General features: G+C 55.8%; 15 protein-coding genes. 6 read left to right on the top strand and 9 right to left on the bottom strand.

Annotated elements, in window-relative coordinates:
* Positions 1–17: 17 nt before the first annotated feature.
* From F3J30_RS10400 to F3J30_RS10375, 6 genes are all read right to left on the bottom strand, one after another.
* A complete protein-coding gene (locus F3J30_RS10400) occupies positions 18–2,501 on the bottom strand; it encodes an outer membrane usher protein (RefSeq protein ID WP_166717195.1) in 2,484 nt (827 codons plus the stop codon).
* Between the two features lies 1 nt (position 2,502).
* Positions 2,503–3,054 carry a fimbrial protein gene (locus tag F3J30_RS10395; protein ID WP_166717194.1) on the bottom strand — a complete coding sequence of 184 codons (552 nt, stop codon included), beginning with the start codon at positions 3,052–3,054 and terminating at the stop codon, positions 2,503–2,505.
* Between the two features lie 89 nt (positions 3,055–3,143).
* Positions 3,144–3,659: a fimbrial protein gene (locus tag F3J30_RS10390; protein ID WP_014069048.1), complete on the bottom strand. Its 516-nt coding sequence runs from the start codon at positions 3,657–3,659 to the stop codon at positions 3,144–3,146.
* Between the two features lie 596 nt (positions 3,660–4,255).
* Positions 4,256–5,188, bottom strand: coding sequence for a homocysteine S-methyltransferase (mmuM, locus tag F3J30_RS10385; protein ID WP_166717193.1), 933 nt, complete (start codon positions 5,186–5,188; stop codon positions 4,256–4,258).
* Positions 5,175–6,575, bottom strand: coding sequence for an S-methylmethionine permease (gene mmuP, locus F3J30_RS10380; protein WP_014069046.1), 1,401 nt, complete (start codon positions 6,573–6,575; stop codon positions 5,175–5,177). The genes mmuM and mmuP overlap by 14 nt, the downstream gene beginning before the upstream one ends.
* Before the next feature lie 240 nt (positions 6,576–6,815).
* Positions 6,816–7,724 carry a LysR substrate-binding domain-containing protein gene (locus F3J30_RS10375; protein ID WP_166717192.1) on the bottom strand — a complete coding sequence of 303 codons (909 nt, stop codon included), beginning with the start codon at positions 7,722–7,724 and terminating at the stop codon, positions 6,816–6,818.
* Positions 7,725–7,851: 127 nt separating this feature from the next.
* Between F3J30_RS10375 and F3J30_RS10370 the strand changes: the two genes are divergently transcribed.
* Both F3J30_RS10370 and F3J30_RS10365 read left to right on the top strand, forming a co-directional pair.
* Complete coding sequence (locus F3J30_RS10370; protein WP_166717191.1) at positions 7,852–9,039, top strand: MFS transporter; 1,188 nt, start codon at positions 7,852–7,854, stop codon at positions 9,037–9,039.
* Between the two features lie 11 nt (positions 9,040–9,050).
* Entirely contained in the window at positions 9,051–10,232 is a 1,182-nt protein-coding gene (locus F3J30_RS10365) for an amidohydrolase (protein ID WP_166717190.1), read from the top strand.
* Here the strand turns inward: F3J30_RS10365 and F3J30_RS10360 are convergent, their stop codons facing one another.
* Both F3J30_RS10360 and F3J30_RS10355 read right to left on the bottom strand, forming a co-directional pair.
* Positions 10,233–11,396: a multidrug effflux MFS transporter gene (locus F3J30_RS10360; RefSeq protein ID WP_211053218.1), complete on the bottom strand. Its 1,164-nt coding sequence runs from the start codon at positions 11,394–11,396 to the stop codon at positions 10,233–10,235.
* Positions 11,397–11,541: 145 nt separating this feature from the next.
* Entirely contained in the window at positions 11,542–12,447 is a 906-nt protein-coding gene (locus tag F3J30_RS10355) for a LysR family transcriptional regulator (RefSeq protein ID WP_247650551.1), read from the bottom strand.
* A gap of 119 nt (positions 12,448–12,566) precedes the next feature.
* Here F3J30_RS10355 and F3J30_RS10350 point away from each other — a divergent pair, with 119 nt between their 5' ends.
* Positions 12,567–13,430: an arginase family protein gene (locus tag F3J30_RS10350; protein ID WP_166717189.1), complete on the top strand. Its 864-nt coding sequence runs from the start codon at positions 12,567–12,569 to the stop codon at positions 13,428–13,430.
* Positions 13,431–13,459: 29 nt separating this feature from the next.
* Here the strand turns inward: F3J30_RS10350 and F3J30_RS10345 are convergent, their stop codons facing one another.
* Complete coding sequence (locus F3J30_RS10345) at positions 13,460–14,437, bottom strand: zinc-binding alcohol dehydrogenase family protein (protein ID WP_166717188.1); 978 nt, start codon at positions 14,435–14,437, stop codon at positions 13,460–13,462.
* A 174-nt stretch (positions 14,438–14,611) separates the two neighbouring features.
* Between F3J30_RS10345 and F3J30_RS10340 the strand changes: the two genes are divergently transcribed.
* The 3 genes from F3J30_RS10340 (at position 14,612) to F3J30_RS10330 (ending at position 18,553) form a co-directional block, all read left to right on the top strand.
* Positions 14,612–15,721, top strand: a complete 1,110-nt coding sequence (locus F3J30_RS10340) for an AI-2E family transporter (protein WP_014069039.1) — start codon at positions 14,612–14,614, stop codon at positions 15,719–15,721.
* 120 nt (positions 15,722–15,841) lie between these two features.
* Positions 15,842–17,626 carry a diguanylate cyclase gene (locus F3J30_RS10335; RefSeq protein WP_166717187.1) on the top strand — a complete coding sequence of 595 codons (1,785 nt, stop codon included), beginning with the start codon at positions 15,842–15,844 and terminating at the stop codon, positions 17,624–17,626.
* A 21-nt stretch (positions 17,627–17,647) separates the two neighbouring features.
* Positions 17,648–18,553, top strand: coding sequence for an alpha/beta hydrolase (locus tag F3J30_RS10330; RefSeq protein ID WP_014069037.1), 906 nt, complete (start codon positions 17,648–17,650; stop codon positions 18,551–18,553).
* The last annotated feature ends 77 nt before the right edge of the window (positions 18,554–18,630 follow it).

Here is an 18,630-nt window from a genome sequence, read left to right as displayed (position 1 = left end):
TCTCGTATTCAGGCCGGTTATTCCGGCGCACAGGTTAAAAGCAGGTTCTCCAGCACATCCGGCAGTACGGCGGGCAGATGCACCACGCAACGGGCTTTTCCATCCCATTTCACGGTCATTTTTCCATCCGGCTGAATCCCACTTAGCCAGACACTTCCCTCGTCGTTCACAACACCGGTTTCCTGGTTTTTATCGTTTACAACGGAGGCCCCAAACGGCGGGAACGTGCCGTCGGCTTTGCGAATAAAGGCCATCGCCTTCCCTCCGGCAATCACGTCGAACTGGCGATAGCCAATCGCGCCTTCGGTGAGCGTGGCCTGGGAAACCGATCGTGTGACGTCGGCGTTGTCATTCAGCTTGTCCACATCAATACGGATTGGGTTGCGGTAGTAGCTGTTCACATCAGCAATCACGGCCTTGCCAAAGTGGTTGGTCTTCACCGATGCCCCAAATCCCTTGATTGGCACACCGCTCACACCTGCGGTATCCACCAGCACGCGGCTGCCGCCACGGGCGTTAGAGCGATGCGCCGCGCCCCCTTCGGTGGTCATGGTCAGGCCACCGGTCAGATTCATGCCCAGTGCACTGTAGCTGCCGGACTGGTAGCTGGCATTGGCCTGAACCTGAGAGCTGTCGCCCTGCCAGGTGTAATAGCCGTATGCCGTTGGGCCGCTGCGGGAAAGCCCGCTACTGACCTGGAAGCTGTTGTGTTCATCTACCCGGCCGTAATAGCTCACGCGATGGGTGTTATCGGTGCGGTTAATGGTGGCGCCATAGCTGAGCGAGGTGCCGTTGCCAATCGGTAATGACAGTGAGATGTAAGCCCCATCGTCTTTCAGGGAGTAGTACTCGCTGCGATAGGCCGTGAGCGAGACGCTCATGTTCTTAAACGGGCCGATATCGATATAGCGCGAAAGCGACAGGCTTAAGCGGTCGTTGTCTGCACTGTTCCAGTAGGTCTGGTGGCTGTAGTTGAGATAGGTACTCAGCCCTAAATCACGAAAGCGTTTATTAAACGACACCGTGTATTTCTCTTTCGGGCTGTGGGATGTACCGCTGCCATAGCGGGTATCGAGGTACTCCGACATGCTCATAAAGTCGCGCTCGGAGAAACGATATCCTGCAAAGGTGACCTGACTGTCGTACTCGTCGAAGGTTTTGGAGTAACTCACGCGGTAAGAGGTACCGGACAACGTCCCTTCAGACGGCAGTGAAGCCCGTGACTGGGTGACATCGAAGGCCAGCGCACCCAGAATGAAAAGATCGCGCCCGATACCAGCCGACAGGGCGTTATAGTCACCGCCAAGTACCGAGCCGCCGTACAGTGTCCAGCCATTCGCCACGCCCCAGGAGGCTTCACCGGAGGTGAACACTGGCCCGGTCATGCTGTGACCCCATTCAGAGGGTTTACCTGCCGCCAGCTTGTAGCGCACGGCGCCGGGGCGGGTCAGATAGGGAACGGACGCCGTTGTCACCTGGAAGACCTGCACGCTGCCGTCCAGCTCTTCAACGCGCACATCCAGGGTGCCGGAGACGGCATCATTCAGCTCCTGAATACGAAATGGCCCAGCGGCGACCTGTGTTTCATACAGCACGCGTCCCTGCTGGCTGATGGTGACCTTGCCGCCGGAGCGGGAGATCCCTGTCACTTCGGGTGCATAGCCGCGCAGACTCGGCGGTAACATACTGAGATCCGAATTCAAACTCACACCGCTAAAGCGGAAGGTATCGAAGATGTCGGAGCTGAGGTAATCCTCCCCCACCGTCAGCTTCGCCTTCAGCGAAGGAATGGCGCGATAGAGATAGTAACGGCTAAAGGAGAAATCCTTGTCGGTATTACCATCACGCTTGTTCCAGTTAGTCTGCCAGTCGGCACGGGCACGCCACGGCCCCAGGTTGGCGCCAAACACACCGGTTCCGCTGATACTCTGGGTGTCAGAACCGGTCTGATTTTGCTGCGCCTGCATATTGAGGTTGTAGTCGGCAATCACCCCAGGAATACCGTCATCCCAGCGCGAAGGCGGATCCCAGTTTGGCGCGGTGTACTCTAGCCACGCCTGCGGGATCGCCAGATAGAGCGTGTCCTTTGCCAGGTCGACGCGCATGTCCAGTCCTTCAAGACTGGATTTGTCAAGGCACTGGCCATCGCGCAGCCAGCGCAAATCATCCATCACGCTGGTTTTCAGATTGAAGCGGGAAAGTTGGTCCGGCGTCAGACAAATCAGGCTCTCTTTACCGTTTTCCCCTTCGGCGTACACCATGATTTGCTCTTCACGCAAAATGTCTTTATTCACCATAATGGTGAAGGTGTAGTCGCCTGGCATGACGTAACCACGACGCGAGAAATGGCTGAGGTCGATATTATTTTTATCCTGAGTATCCAGCACGTCGGTATTAAACTGGATCTCATCATCGGCCCGGCTTTTCGTCACCGGCATCATCAGCCCCAGAATCAACACGCTAAGCGTTGAGCGGCGAAATATCCGTATTGTTTTTTTCATCTCAGTAGTAATCCATTCTGAAGCGGATCAGAGACTGGTAATCACCGGCTTTAAGTGGTTGACCGTTGCTGACAAGCTGAAGTGAAAAATTCAGGTTCATGCTTCCGGCAGTCACCTCTTTGGCGGGGAAAGCCACTCCGGGCTGTGCGCGATAACCCTCGGTATCGCGAATTGCCAGCTCAATGCCTTGTGCCTCACCGCGAATAGCAAATCGCTCCGAACCGGTTATAGGTTCGAACGTAATCTGGTAATACTCGGAGTCGTATTGGTTATGGCCTGGCTTCGGCAGCATCAGGCAGTTAATTAAGCGAACGGAAAATTCGCGGGTCGGCCCATAGCCTTTGGTCGCTATTTCGGACACGGGCGTATCGCCCATATCAATCGTCTGGTCGCGGCTATCAAGGTCAATTGCACAAGGGGTATAAAACACTGCCCCCTGAATAAGGACGGCGCCCTCGCCCTGGCTTGCAGCAATAAGTGGCAGGCAATAACCAGACAGGAGAAAAGGGAATGCTTTCATGATGTTTGTGGCTCTGGAAAATAGAAAACGCATATCAACCCCTTTTCACTTATTCGGTCGGTATCGAATATCAGACGGCCCGTTTCGGCCGTCTGAATGGATTAACGGAATAAGGTCAGTGCTTATTCGTACGCCAGGGTCCAGTTAGTGACTGCGGTGAAATCACCTTCGGTTGGCGCTTCGCCACCGATGATGTACGCGGAATAAGTGAGAGTGTTGTCGCCGTTAACCACATTCTGGCCAACAGTGGCTTCGCCCAGGGTGATGGTGTTGCTGTCGCCGTCGGTCATGACGACGCCAACGTCAGTGGCATTACCGGTCACGCCCAGTACCGCACCGTCAACACTGGAGTCAGAGCCAGAGAAGGTGGTGGTGACGGTAGTTGCCGTTTCAACGGAGCAGTTTTCCAGGTGGATGTAGAATGGAACCGGAGTAGAGGTACCGCCGTTCGCCACAGCAGAGCTGGATACCTGGCCCAGGCTGATGGTCTGATCTTCATCGCCTGCCGCAATTGAGCATGGCGCATCAATAACGGAACCAGTGAAGGTCACAACACCGCTGCCCTGATCTGCCTGAGCACCAAAAGCAGCCATACCAGAAGCCAGAACCAGTGCAGTAAAGAGTTTGTTCATTTTCATAAAAATCGTCCTGTAAATTAAGTGAATGACACACAAATGAGATTTCCGATGGCTGATTTTTGGCAATATGTGCCCCGCCCAAAAATAGGGAATTAAATAAAAAGTCAGCAATCGAATAATCTCTTAAACATCATCATCAGCAAATTCAGTTGAACTTACGCATATCTCCCTGCGCTTCGCTGATGCAATAAATAGTAACTTGAAGATGAAAAAACAAAAGGTGAAATACCCCACCAGGACAAAAAGAAAATTCATCCTTAAATAAGAAGATTAATTAGAATAATAAAAATCCATTTCAATATGATTAGGTTTTTATACTTTAGAAAAGAGGTTGATTAGATTATCAACCTAAGACTTAATTTCAAACCGCGATTTTGCAGTCATAAATCCAGTACCGCTGTGAGAGTAGTTGTTACCAGGGTGTGAACGATAATGACATTATTTCAAATATCGGCCGCATTTAGACACAATTATGTTCGCACACGAACTTATATTCTACTCTGTTTCGTCGCTTCTGATGTTTTACGGAAAGGGGATATTAAGACAGGAAGAGATATTTTACCCGGCCAGCTTGTGCGGCTAGCCGGGTCGGGGAATTATCGCCGGGCGTTCAGCTCAGCAATATCTTTTGGCGTGGTGCGACAGCATCCACCTATTAATTTTGCGCCTGCCGCCAGCCACTGCGGTAAATAACCCGCCAGCGTTTCACAGGCTTCACCGTGGTGGTGCCAGGTTTTCGTCACTGCATCATAGTGCTCACCGGAATTGGGATAAACCACCAGCGGCAGCGACGTCAGGCTTTGCAGATAGTATAGCGCCGCCGTGGTGTTCTCCAGCGCGATGCAGTTAATACCCAGCGCCACAATCTGCGGGTAGTGCGCCAGCTCTGTAATCACCTCGCGCAGCGGTGTGCCATCGCTTAAATGCTCGCTGTCACGTAGGGTAAAAGAGAACCACGCGCGGGCGCGCGGATACTCACTCAGCAACGCGGCAAGAGCTTTGCTCTCCGCAAAAGAGGGCAGCGTTTCACAGGCCAGCAAATCGGCCCCGGCATCCAGCAGCGCTTCCACGCGTGGACGGTGGAACGCAGTGAACTCTTCTGCGCTACGCACATAGTCACCACGGTATTCTGAGCCATCGGCCAGATACGCGCCGTATGGCCCTACGGAGCCGGCCACCAGCAGCGTGCCGGCGTGCGGGTTTTCAGCCAGGTACGCTTCGCGTGCTTTACGTGCCAGCTCCACGCTTTTGCCAATCAGCGCGCGGGATTGCGCGTCATCCAGGCCGCGCGCCGCAAAACCTGCGGGTGTTGCCTGGTAACTGGCGGTAATCGCCACCTGCGCTCCGGCGCGGAAATAGTCGAGGTGCACTTCACGAATAAGTTCCGGGTTTTCTACCAGCACTTTGGCCGACCACAGGCTATCGGCAAGGTTACAACCGCGCGCTTCCAGCTCCGTTGCCATCGCCCCGTCGAGAATGACAAAGGGTTGTGTTTCAAGGATGGCGCTCAGCGGATTATTCTGCGACATGTTCAGGCTCCTGCGTTGTCAGGTTTCGGGTCAGGTAGTACGCACCATAACACAGCGCGACAAAGGGTATGCCGCAGTAAAGAGCGATTCTCTGGCTGGGGTCAAACGCCAGGCCAACGCAGGCCACCACGCACAACACAAACCCGAGCACCGGCACCAGCGGATACCACGGCGCGCGATACTGCAACGCAGACAACGGTTGGCCGGACTGCACATGGCGACGGCGGAAAACAAAGTGCGATGCGCAGATGCTTATCCACACCGCCACCACCGCAAAGCCGGAAATCGCCGACAGCGCCACAAACACCGTGTCTGGCGCCACCACGCTTGAGAACAGTGCCAGCACGCCGCCCAGCATAGAAACGGAGAGCGCCGTCAGCGGTACGCCGTTTTTATTGACGCGGGCAAAGCAGCGCGGCAGCGTTTTCTCGTTCGAGAGCGACCACAGCATCCGGCCCGAGGCATACAGCCCGGAGTTGGCCGCCGAGAGAATCGCCGTCAAAATCACAAAGTTAAAAATGTCTGCGGCATAAGGAATGCCGACCTTTTCAAACACCAGCACGAACGGACTTTTTTCCACACCCGCCTGCTGCATCGGAATAAGCGCCGCCAGCACAAACACGGTGCCGATAAAGAAGATAATCAGGCGCGCGATGGTGGTGCGGATAGCCACCGGGATCACCTTGTGCGGGTTTTCCGTCTCACCGGCGGCAATGCCGATAAGCTCTGTGCCGGAGAAGGCAAAGTTCACCGCCACCATGGTCATCAGGATTGGCAGGCCGCCGTGCGGGAACCAGCCTTCAGCCGTAATATTCGTTAAGCCCGGCGCAGGTGAACCGTCCTGCATCGGGATAAAACCAAAGATTGCCGCGCCGCCAAGAATAATAAAGGCGATGATGGTGATCACTTTAATCAGCGAGAACCAGAATTCCCCTTCGGCGAAGAAGCGCGTGGAGATCACGTTCAGACCAAAAATCACCGCGCAGAACACCACGCACCACGCCCAGACGGGCACCTGCGGGAACCAGTACTGCATACAGAATCCGGCAGCGGTAAAGCTCGAACCGAGCGCCACCGTCCAGGTGAGCCAGTAAAGCCAAGCCACAGTGTAACCGGTGGCCGGGCCAAGATAGCGGGCAGCGTAAACGTGAAACGCGCCGGTTTCTGGCATCGCGACGGAAAGCTCGCCCAGACACTGCATCACCAGCCAGACCACCAGCGCACCAATCAGGTACGCCAGCAGCGTTCCTGCGGCCCCGGTTGTCGAAATAATGTATCCGGTATTAAAAAATAACCCTGTGCCAATCACGCCACCCAGCGAAAGCATAATCAGGTGGCGTGTTTTCATGGTGCGCTTAAGCTGCCCATTTTCTTGTTGTGTTTGCATATTACCTTCTATACGTATGGACATCTAAACATCCAAAGAAGGTGTGTTATACCGCGAATGTTAACAAAAAGCTAGCCGTGTACCAGGCGCAGCCGGGCACGCCGCGCGCTAAGACGGGGATGAGTTGTCAGGATCACATAGAGAATGGGTCGCCAGGCCATAAGCACCTCCGTAAGCAGATACCTAGAGCATGGCGCGAGAGACTGAAATCCTCGGTCAGTCGAAAGTGGGATCTGCTGGCTACCAGCTAAACCGTCGGCAGGCTTCGCGCAGGCGAATCAAAAACTGGCGGGCATTGGTGGTCATCGCCGATTTTTGCGACCACACCGCACAATACTGAGCCGAGGGCAGCTGGGTTATCGGCAGCGCCACCAGCCTGTCGTCAAGCTGCAACGGCTGGCACATCGCCCTGGCGACCACGGTCAGGTAATCGGCGTTGAGCACCATATTCAGCCCGGTGATCACGGAGTCCGTGCGCAGCGGGGTGACCTCTACCTGGCGGTAAAAATGGCTCAGCTCATTTTGCAGTTGCTGGTAATACCCCATAGAGGACTCTGGCAACAGCCATTTGGCCTGGCGAAGTGCCAGCAGATTATCGGCGTTCGCCAACGGGTGTCCTTTGCGGGCAATAATACAAAACGGCGAGGTGAACAGCGGCTCGATCATCACCCCTTCCGGCGGTGCCATGGGATCAACAGAGCCAATGGCGATATCGATTTCGCCGTTACGCACGCCCGGCAGCAGCGAAGAGAGCTGCCCCTCTTTAACCGTCAGCAACACCTGCGGCAGCGTCTGTTTAAAGGCATCGGCCACACCGGGAAACACGGTCAGGGCAATCAGCGAAGAAAACCCCACCGTTAGCCGCCCGTGGGTATAGTGGTTAATCTGCTCCACCTCTTCAGCGGCGCGTTTTAGCTCTTCAAGCACCCATTCCGCCCGTTGCGAAAAGGCGATCCCCGCTTCCGTCAGGACAATGCCCTCTTTACTGCGTAACAAAAGTTGTGTGCCTAAAGTTTGCTCAAGCTCACGCAAGGTACGGCTCAAACCGGGCTGCGAAACGCCCAGCTCACGCGATGCCGAACGAATACTGCCGCTACGTGCGACCTGACGAAAGGCCTGAAGATGGCCAATTTTTGGCAAATATTTCATCACTTACCCTATAACAAAAAAGCATCACCTATAGAAAAATTATATCTTCCCGCCTTTTCGGTAAACCCCTAGATTCAGAGGGCACACAACCTCTCTCATCGCACTCTGACGCCAGGCGGAAAACATAATGAAAAGCCAGTCACAGATGATTTTTTTACTCTTTATCGGCTATGTCGTGGTGTATATCGATAAAACCGTGATGGGCTTTGCCCTGCTGCCCATCGAAAAAGAGTTCGGGCTAAGCACCGCGCAGCTTGGCTACATTACCGGGATCTTCTTTCTTGCCTATTCGCTGTTTCAGGTGCCCGCAGGCTGGCTGAACGACAGGCTCGGCTACAAACCCATGCTGATCATGTCCCTGTGCGCACTGGGGATCTTCGCCCTGTGCTTTGGCGCGCTGGGGATGAGTTTTGGCCTGCTGCTGGTGTTTCGCTTTCTATCGGGCGTGGGGCATTCCGGTTACCCCTGCTCGTGCGCCAAAGCGGTAGTCAGCAACTTTACCCTGGAAAAACGCACCTTTGCCCAGTCGGTGCTGCTCTCTTCCGCAGGGCTGGCGATGACCGTCGGGCCGATTGTGGCCGTCTCGGCGCTGGAACACCTGGGCTGGCATCTCTCCTTTGTCTCGTTAGGGATCGCTGCCTGCGCCATCGCATTGCTGATCACCCTGCGCGTGCCGTATCACAAGCCCGCACCACGGCCGCAATCACAGGAGCGCAGCGGCGCGCTGTGGAGTAACCCCACGGTACTGCTGCTGTTTGTCTCGGTGTTTTGCGTCAACATTCCAAGCTATGGCCTGATGGCCTGGCTGCCAAAATTCTTCGTGCAAAGCATGGGGATGCCGCTGGAGGTGTCGGGCTACATTGTGGCCGCAGGCGGCGCGGGGATTTGGCTCTCTTCGCTCTGTACCGGCTGGCTGGTGGGCAAGTATTTCCACAACCGCGAGCCGCAGGTGATTTTGGTCTGCGCGCTGATCAGCGCCGCCGCTATTCTTGGGATTTTCCATACCTCGACCGCGCTCTCCGCCAGCGCCCTGCTGTTTGTGGGGGAGATCTTCCTGATGGCGACCTTTGTGACCGCCTTTACCCTGCCGATGAAGCGCCTGCCGGAAAGCACCATGGGCTCGGCGATTGGCCTTATCAATACTGGCGGCACGCTGGGCGGTTTCGTTTCCCCGGTGGTGATTGGCTATCTGGTCGGGCAAAGCCACAGCTATGAAAGCGCATTTATTTTCCTGTCACTGGCGATGGTGTGCGCCGGCGTGGCAATCACGCCGTTAATCAAAAAAACCGCGACTTCGCAACCCGTGACTGACTGAAGGAGACTGTGATGAAAAGTACGATTGAAAACCTTATCCGCGACGTCAATGAAGATGTGATCCGCTGGCGCAGACATATTCATGCCAACCCGGACCTCTCTTTCCAGGAGAAACCGACGGCCGATTATATCGCCCGTGAACTGGCAACCCTGCCGGAGCTGGAGCTTAGCCGCCCGGTAGAGAACAGCGTCATTGCCGTACTGCACGGTGACAAACCCGGCCCCATGTGGGCGCTGCGTGCGGATATCGACGCCCTGCCGTTACAGGAAGAGAGCGGCGAAACCTTCAGCTCAACCCGACCCGGCGTGATGCACGCCTGCGGCCACGATGCGCACACCGCGATGCTGATGGGCGCGGCGAAGGTCCTGTGCCATCTGCGCAGCCAGCTGCACGGCAGCATTAAGTTTATCTTCCAGCCAGCCGAAGAAGTGCCGCCGGGCGGCGCGCGTGAGCTGGTCGAAAAAGGTGTGGTCGATGATGTGGAGAAGATCTTTGGCCTGCACGTTTTCCCGACTAGCCCGACCGGCAAAATCACGCTGAAAGAAGGGGTGTATGTCGCCTCCAGCGACAACTTCGATATCACCATTTATGGTCAGGGCGGCCACGGCTCGATGCCGCAGTTTTGTATCGACCCGGTGGTGATCGGTGCCGAAGTGGTCACCGCCCTGCAAAACGTGGTGGCGCGTAATCTCGACCCGATCAACGCCCCGGTACTGACCATTGCCACCTTCCAGGCAGGTGACAGCTATAACGTTATCCCGGACAGCGCCCGTCTGGCGGGCACCGTGCGTACCCATAACCAGCAGGTGCGCGAACAGGTGCCGCAGCTGATGCAGCGCATTGTTGAAGGCGTAGTGAGTGCCCACGGCGCACGCGCGGAGATCCGCTGGCAGCAAGGTTATGCCGTTGGCAATAATCATGCCGACACCAATGCCATCGCCAGAGCGGCAATTGCCGAACACTTTGGCGACGATACCCTGCAACTTGCCGACCGCGCCCTGTTTGGCAGCGAGGATTTCTCCTCTTATCAGGAGAAAATCCCCGGCACGTTCCTGTTTATCGGCTGCGGCAATCAGGAGAAAGGTGCGGTGTGGAACGTCCACAACCCGCACTTCCGCATTGATGAGGCCGCGCTGGCTGTGGGCGTGAAGGCGCATATTGCGCTGGTCAGCTCGCTGTTTGAGGGTATCTGACTATTTTTTCTGCGCCAGCAGCATGGCGAGAGTAGCAAACAACGCGATGATCCACGCCATTGTCCACGGCGTGCCATCGCTCAGTGTCGCCAGCAGCAAAGACGAAACAATGCCGCTGCCGTATTGCAGGGAGCCAATCAGCGCCGACGCCGACCCTGCGTTGCCTGGCACCGCATCCAGCGCGGCGGCGGTGGAGCTGGCAGCAATAATGCCGTTCATCGAGAAGAAGATAAAAATCAGCACCACAATCAGCGCAATGCCGCCCACATGGAACCAGACGCTGGCAGCCATCGCCACGGCGGCAAGCGCCGCGACGCTTGAGGCATATTTCAGCAGTATCTCAAGCGAATAGCGATTCACCAGCCTGCGGTTCACAAAACTCATGCTCATCACGCCCACGATATTAATGGCGAACAGCCAGCCGTAATATTGCGGGGCGACGCCGAAGTAGCGGATATAGACGAACGGCGAACCGGTAATAAACGCGTAGGCCGCCACGTAGTAGCTGGTCAGGCTGAGGGTGAACTGCATAAATTTACGGTTACGCAGCAGCGCGGCATAGTTTTTGAACGCGCCTTTAACCGATGCCTTAACGCGTTTCTCTTCCGCCAGCGTTTCTGGAAGCCACCACAGCGAAGCAAACATCAGGATGCCAATCACCACCAACAGCCAGAAGATGCTGTGCCAGGAGGTGAATTTGATCATCTGCCCGCCAATCAGCGGCCCGGCAATCGGGGCAATGGCCATCACAATCACCAGCGTCGACAGCATTTGTGCCGCGCGGGTACGGCTGAACAGGTCGCGGATCATCGCTCGCGCCAGCATCGGCCCGGTGCAGGCGCCTAACGCCTGAAACACCCGCCAGAAAACGATATGGGTAATATCGGTCGCCAGTGCGCAACCCGCCGAGCCAATCACAAACAGCGCCATGCCGATAAACAGCGGAATGCGGCGACCAAGGTGATCGCTGATGGGGCCCCAGATTAACTGAGCGATAGCAAAACCAATTAAGAAACCGGTGATGGTCAGTTCGGCATTGCCGTGAAGATCGGCCGTCATCACCGGCATAGCTGGCAGGTAGATGTCAGTAGAAAGTGAGGTGAACGCCATTAAGGCGCTCAGGATCAGCACAAAGGGTAAACCAGTGGTTTTGGGGGAGGTCATAGCATTCCGGGTATTATTGCGTTGGGTGATAATAATAATCGCAATGGAGTGATGAATAATCAGGGGTAAATGGGATGTGGTTATGAATGGTATTCATAATTTGTTTATCACGTGCCGTTATGGCTGGCCGGGCCGCTCAAGCCCACTAAGCCGGTTTACGAAACCGTGCAATCAGCCAGTCAATAAACACCTGCAACCGCGCATTCTGATGACGGTTTGGTGGATAGAGCACATGCACCGGCAGCGCCGGGCGTTGCCACTCCGAAAGGATCGCCACCAGACGCCCGTCTTTTAAATCATCTTCGACATAGCATTTCAGCGGCTGCCCGATCCCAAGCCCGGCGCGCATCATGGCAATGATCCCACTGCCGCCATTGGCAGAAAACGCGCACCGATCGTAAAAATAGCGCTGTTCACCTTTGACAAACGTTAGCCCTTCAGCGCGGCCGCTTCCGGCTGAAAAGTAGCCCACCAGCTCATGCCCCACGCTTAAATCCTGGGGTGTATGCGGGATGCCGTTGGCGGCAAGATAAGCCGGCGTCGCACAGGTAACATATTCCATATCAAACAGCTTGCGCCCAACCATCGACATATCGAGCAGCTCACCGATACGAATAACGCAGTCGACAGCTTCGCTCACCAGATTGATGGTCCGGTCGTTCACGCCCAGCGAGATGGCAACATCTGGAAACTGACGATGAAAATCAGGAAGCGCGGGGATCAGTAAGGACTCCGCAAACACGGCAGGAACATCAATGCGGAGCATTCCCCCGGGGTTGGCCTTATTACGGCGAACGATAGTGTCGGCCAGATCCAGATCGGCAATCAGCCGCACGGCATATTGATAATATTCCTTTCCTTCCGGGGTGACGGCAAGCGAGCGGGTTGTCCGGTGCAGTAACGTAGTCCCCAGGTGGCGCTCAAGATCGGTGACCAGTTTGCTCACCGTCGAACGGGGCATCCCGAGCTGATCGGCTGCCCGGCTGAACGAATCCGTGTCTACCACCCTAACAAACGCGCGCATTGCCAGAAGCTGATTCATTTTCATCATCCCATTATCCATAACAGTGAACAATGATGTCAGGTTTTGCGTCTTGTTACGACATGACGTTGCTTTATTCTGATCCGTTATTCCACGCTTCTCGCGCACGGAAAAAATAAGGAGATACCATGAGCAACGACCTACGATTGATCTTCCCGCTCTGGCTGGGCGGCAACCTTCGTGAATACCATTTTGGCGCACAGATGCTGGCATGGCTGACACCCGAAACCGCCTCACCTGTTGAACATGTTCCCGTGACACCGCTGGATGAACAGCCGGGTATTGAAGAAGGCATTCTTGGGCGCAGCAAACTGATGCAAGATTTGGACAATGCCTCTGCCATCATTCGAAAACACCAGCCAGAACGCATTACCGTTCTCGGGGGCGATTGCCTGATCGACCTTGAGCCTTTCGCCTGGCTCAGCGAGCGCTATGGTGATGGGTTGGGTATTTTGTGGATAGATACCCACCCGGATGTGATGACTCCCGCGCAATACGCAAATGCCCATGCGCATGTTCTCGGCGCGTTGATGGGTAACGGCGACAGCGATCTTACTCGCCGCGTCCCGCGTCCTGTTCCGGCCAGCCGGGTAATGATTGCCGGTCTTCATTCACCGAATGCCTGTGAAGCCGATTTTATTCGTACAAAGGGGATCCGGACCGTCTCGCCCGAGGCCATCCGCGCAGGCAGTCAGGACATTGCCAACTGGATCGCCGAAGAGAAGATCACACACCTGGCGATCCACTTTGATCTTGATGTTCTTGATTTTCATCAGTTCCGCGCAGTGATGTTTGCACGCCCGGACGACGCGCCGGGGAAATGGGATTGCGTAGCCAAAGGCAAACTCACGCTTGCCGAAGCGGCGGCGGTAATTGCACAGGCAGACGGTGCTGCTGACGTGGTCGGTTTAGGGATTGCGGAACATTTACCCTGGGATGCCATCAACCTGAAAAACCTGCTGGCAACGTTACCGCTGCTTCGGAAGGCGTAAAAAAAGCGGCGAGTCATCGCCGCTTATATTCAGAGTTGAACCACAATCGACCCGATGGCCTGCCGGGAGGTTAAACGCCGATAACCGTGTTCAAAATCAGCCATCGCCACGCGGGTATCGATAACGGGTTTTAGCTTACCCTCTTCCACCAGTAGCATCATGTCCTGCAAGGCAGAATAAATGTCATCATCTTTTTCTGCGTGCAGGGCATAGCCCACCAGCGTTTTTTCTCCGGCAATAATGTCGAAAGCATCGACGGCCAGAGACTTACCGGCGGTAAAACCAAGCGATACCACGCTGCCGCCGGCACGCACACTCTGAAGAAGCTGCCCGGTTAACGCACCACCCACCGGATCAAAGGCATAATCGGCCCCTTTTCCGTTCGTCATCTGGCGAACTTCTGTCGCCAGCTCCTGGGTTTCCTCTATGACGATAACCTTCTCTGCGCCCGCCTTACGGGCGGATTCAGCTTTTGCCTGGGTAGAAACCAGGGCAACGGGAATAGCCCCAAGCGCCAGCGCAACCTGTACCAGCGCATGACCCACCGATCCCGTTGCCCCGGAAATCAGCACATACTGACCTTTTTCAACCTGCACCGATTTTGTCATCGCCCGGAACGCGGTCAGGTAGTTGACGCTCAGGGTGGCTGCCTCATCAAAATCCAGAACATCCGGCACGGCAAACAGCCGCCTGTCTTCCACTAACACCCACTCGCTGAACAACCCATCCTGCACAATCCCCAGCGTATTGCCGCCGTAGATCCCCACTTTAGTGCCGGGTGCGAAAAGGGTGCTCTCTTCAATTGTCCCAGCCCCCTCGTTGCCCAATATCAGGGGCGCTTTTGTGCCGCCGATGCCCTCCTGGCGAATGAAATTTGAAAGTTGGTTGATGGTGGCGGCACGCATTTTAACGACGCTATAGCCGGGTTTTGCCGCCGGTTTTTCGCGTTCTTCGATTCCCATCTCAGGGGGCAGGCCAAATGCCCGGGTGACAATTGCTTTCATCATGTTCTCCACGTCTTAGCTCTTCAGTACGCAAATCATGCCGCTGAAAATTAAGACTGAGAAGCACGCCGGGCTGCCATGACTATCCATATTGATGGACAATCCAGACAGACGGCATTGGTAAATCCCGGAAACGGTTCTATAGTCGAGACTGTTTCTTAGTTACAGGATCAACTGATGCGATTTAACGGACTGACCAAAGGCTTCTTTCTTTTCATTCTCGCCCTTGTCACCTGGGCTTTCTTTGATGTGCTGTCGCCCTACTTTTCTGCGATCCTCTGGGCCGCGATCCTGACCATCATCTTTAACCCGGTAAAAAACAAGCTGCGCGCCGCGCTGGGCGATCGTAACGGGCTGGCGTCGCTTTTGACCATTGGCCTGATTTGCCTGATCGTCTTTATTCCATTGATGGTGATCCTCTCGTCACTCGCTATCGAGCTGAACGTGGTGTACACCAAGCTTCAGCAAAACAACACGCAGTTCCCGGAAGTGGTTGCCAGCCTCTTTGCGCACCTGCCGGGGTGGGCCAGCGGTTTCCTCGCCGATCATAATCTGGATAACGCAGCGCAAATTCAGAAAAAACTCTCTGATGTGGCCTTGCAGGGCGGGCAGTATCTGGCGGGGAGCGCATTCCTGATCGGCAAAGGCACGTTCGGCTTTGCTATCAGCTTCGGCATTATGTTGTACCTGCTGTTTTTCCTGCTCAAAGACGGGCCGTATCTGGTACGGCAAATCCTGGATTCTCTCCCACTGACGGATTTTGCCAAACAACATCTGTTCGCCAAATTCGTGGGCGTGTCGCGCGCTACGGTGAAAGGCACAGCGGTTGTGGCGGTGGTTCAGGGGCTGCTTGGCGGCATTGCGTTTGCAATTGTGGGTATCGATGGCAGCGTGCTGTGGGGCGCGCTGATGGCATTCCTTTCCCTTGTGCCTGCCGTGGGTTCGGCCATTGTCTGGGTACCTGCCGCCATCTTCCTGTTTGCCACCCACCAGCTGTGGCAGGGGCTGTTTATTGTCGGTTTCTTCGTGATTATCGTCGGGCTGGTGGATAACATTCTGCGCCCGCTGCTGGTCGGTAAAGACACCAAAATGCCGGACTATCTGATCCTTATCTCGACACTTGGTGGCATGGAGCTTTACGGCATCAACGGTTTTGTCATTGGCCCGCTGATTGCCGCCCTGTTCCTCGCCTGCTGGAATCTCTTCTCCGGTCGCGACCATGAGGGCAACGCCGAGGAGCTGGACGCTGACTTTATCGAAGAGGGGAAAACCCCTCCAGATTTATAGTGTACTGACGATAACAATCACACCAGACGGCTTCGCGCCGTCTTTTTTTTCGCGAGAAATCAGCCGTTTTCTATAATTTCAAAGATGCTATCCCACTAAAGTCGTAAAAGGATCTAACCGGTGAGAATTGCCACGATCACTAACTGGGCATACGGTGCAACGGTATGCCTGACTATCGCCTCTGGCATCGTCATGCTGATGGCTTCAAACGCAGACACTGTCGAGCGTCAGGCCGTCCTGCAACGACAGGTTTTTGATCAACTCACCGAAGATGTTGAAACAGATGCCTGGGCGTTATCCGACTTAGCCCGGCTGTATGTCGTCAAAAAAGAGCCGCAAATGCTCAGTGAATATCGCCAGAAAGAGGGAGCGTTACAGTCCATCGATACCCGACTGTCCAGGCTGAAAGACAACGGGGCAACAGACGAGGAGCTGGCGGTATTACATGAAGGGCTAAAGATAATTGATGAGCTACAGGACGAGCAGCAATCAGCGATAGCCAGCGTGGCGCGTGATGAAGCCCCGCAGGCCGTTGCGCTGTTGTACAGCGATCCGTATGAGCAGGAGCTGGATCGTGTTCAGAGCCAGATTGACCATTTCCGCTTGCTGCTGGACAAGCGTGCCCGCGCCGCCGTCACCGATGCCACCAGAACATCCAAAGCCCTGCGCACGCTGTCTGAAATCATGGTGGGCACCACCGCCCTGCTGTTTTTGTTTGTACTCGGGTTCATTTTAAAGCGCCGCGTGCTGCGCCCGGTTGTGCGTCTGAGCGATGTGGTGCATCGCCTGGCATCGCAAGATTACGCCGTCGAAACGCCTAACTTTAACCAGATTGATGAGATTGGCGATATGGCGCAGGCCATCCGCATATTCCGGGAAAACGGCCTGGCCCGACAACGGCTGGAAAAAGAGCGTGATGCCGACTGGGCCATCCGTGAACTGCTGGCACGCATGACGCAGCGGCTACAAGGCTGTGAGAATTTCGCCGATGTGATAAACGTCGCGGAGCTGTTCGCCCCGAATATTGCGCCGGGCATCGCCGGGCGGTTATACATCCTCGATCGCGATCCGTGGCAAATGCGCTGCGCGGCCGAATGGCTGTCGCCCGAGGGCAAAAATACACCGTTCCACCCGGATGAATGCTGGGCCGTGCGCCGTGGTCAAAGCCATCCGCCGGTGAATGGTGAGCCGGATATCGCCTGCTATCACCTGCCGGAGTCCAGCCTGAATAACACGCTGTGCGTACCGCTTATCGCCCAGGGCGAGGCTATTGGTTTGCTCTCTTTCCAGAACATTACCCCGGAAACCGCCCCTTCCCGGGCGTATCTGGAGCTGATGGCCGAAGCGCTTGGGCTGGCGCTGGCAAACCAGCGACTGCGCGATGCCCTGCTTGAAAAAGCGTTATTCGACCCGCTGACGGGCTTACGTAACCGCCATCATCTGGAAGACACGCTGCGCACGCAGATGGCACAGGCAATGCGCAACCACGAGCCGGTAAGTTGTCTGATGATTGATATCGACCACTTCAAGAGCATTAATGACCGCTTTGGCCACGAGGCGGGAGATCAGGTGATAAAAAGCGTGGCATCGATTGTTCAGCGTGCCGTGCATGACAGTGGGCTGGCCTTCCGCTATGGTGGGGAAGAGTTTCTGGCGATCCTGTCCGGGGCGAATGAAGATGTGGCGCAAGCCTGCGCAACGGACATTTTCAATTCCGTGCATGAGCTGTCACTGCGTTACGGGCTTTCTGAAATTGGCCCGGTGGATGTCTCTATCGGCATCGCCAGTTATCCGCAACATGCCCAAAGCGACAGCCTGCTGCGCGCGGCGGACGTGGCGCTATACCGCGCGAAAGAGCTTGGCCGCGCCCGGATTGTCAGTTTTGGAATGCTGGAGACGGGCTGAGTGTTTTCAGGAGAGCCCTGCATGAACCGTCGCCATTTTCTGATGGGACTAGCCGCCGCCGCAGCCCTTCCCCACCGGGCGTTTGCCGCGTTATCGCCACAACCGTTTACCCAGATCCCTCTCTGGAACGGCACACCGCCTGGCGGCGGCGGCCCAACAGGGCTGCGGATTGCATCGCCTTCTGGCGCAATTCGACACATTTCGGAGCCGGATCTTAGCGTACTGACACCGCGCGCGCCCAACGGGCATGGCGTGCTGATTGCCGCAGGCGGCGGCTATAAACAAATTCAGACCGGTAAAGAAGCCCTTCCCGCCGCGCAATGGCTGGTCGCGCGAGGCTATACGGCATATATCCTCACCTATCGCCTACCCTCAGAGGGCTGGCACGATGGGGATCGGGTCGCTTTGCAGGATGCCCAGCGGGCGCTGCGCATTATCCGACAGCGGGAGAAACAGGTCAGCGTGCTCGGGTTCTCCGCGGGCGGGCATCTGATGGGCATGGCGGCTACGCGACCAGACTTTCGTACTTATCCCGCCCGGGACGAGATTGATGAGCAAACGGCCAGACCCGATCGCGCCGCGCTCATCTACCCGGTTATAACGCTCGAAAAGCCGTACACCCATACTTCAACCCACAAAATTCTGGTTGGGCCGCACGCCAGCGCCACAGAAGAAGCCGCGTGGTCGGTACAGAACTTTGTCTCACCCGATACGCCGCCCTGTTTTATTGTGCAGGCGAAAGACGACCCGCTTTCCGATCCGCACAACTCTCTGATCATGTATGACGCCTGTGTGGCAAACCATGTCCCGGCAGAACTGCATCGCTACCCGACGGGCGGTCATGGCTTTGGGATGGGGCGACCGGGAACAGAAACGGTTGCATGGCCGGGAGAGTATGCGCGCTGGCTGGGCAGGAAGCCGGTGTAAAGCATCGTTTTTTCTCGCATCCTCACCGAAATATTGCGCTTTCTTTTCTCAGGGAGATTAGAAGCAACACATTGACC

This window comes from Enterobacter sp. Tr-810 (assembly GCF_011752765.1).
Lineage (GTDB): Bacteria > Pseudomonadota > Gammaproteobacteria > Enterobacterales > Enterobacteriaceae > Enterobacter > Enterobacter soli.
The sequence above is the reverse complement of the archived record's forward strand: the minus strand, read 5'-3'. Positions and strand labels throughout refer to the sequence as shown.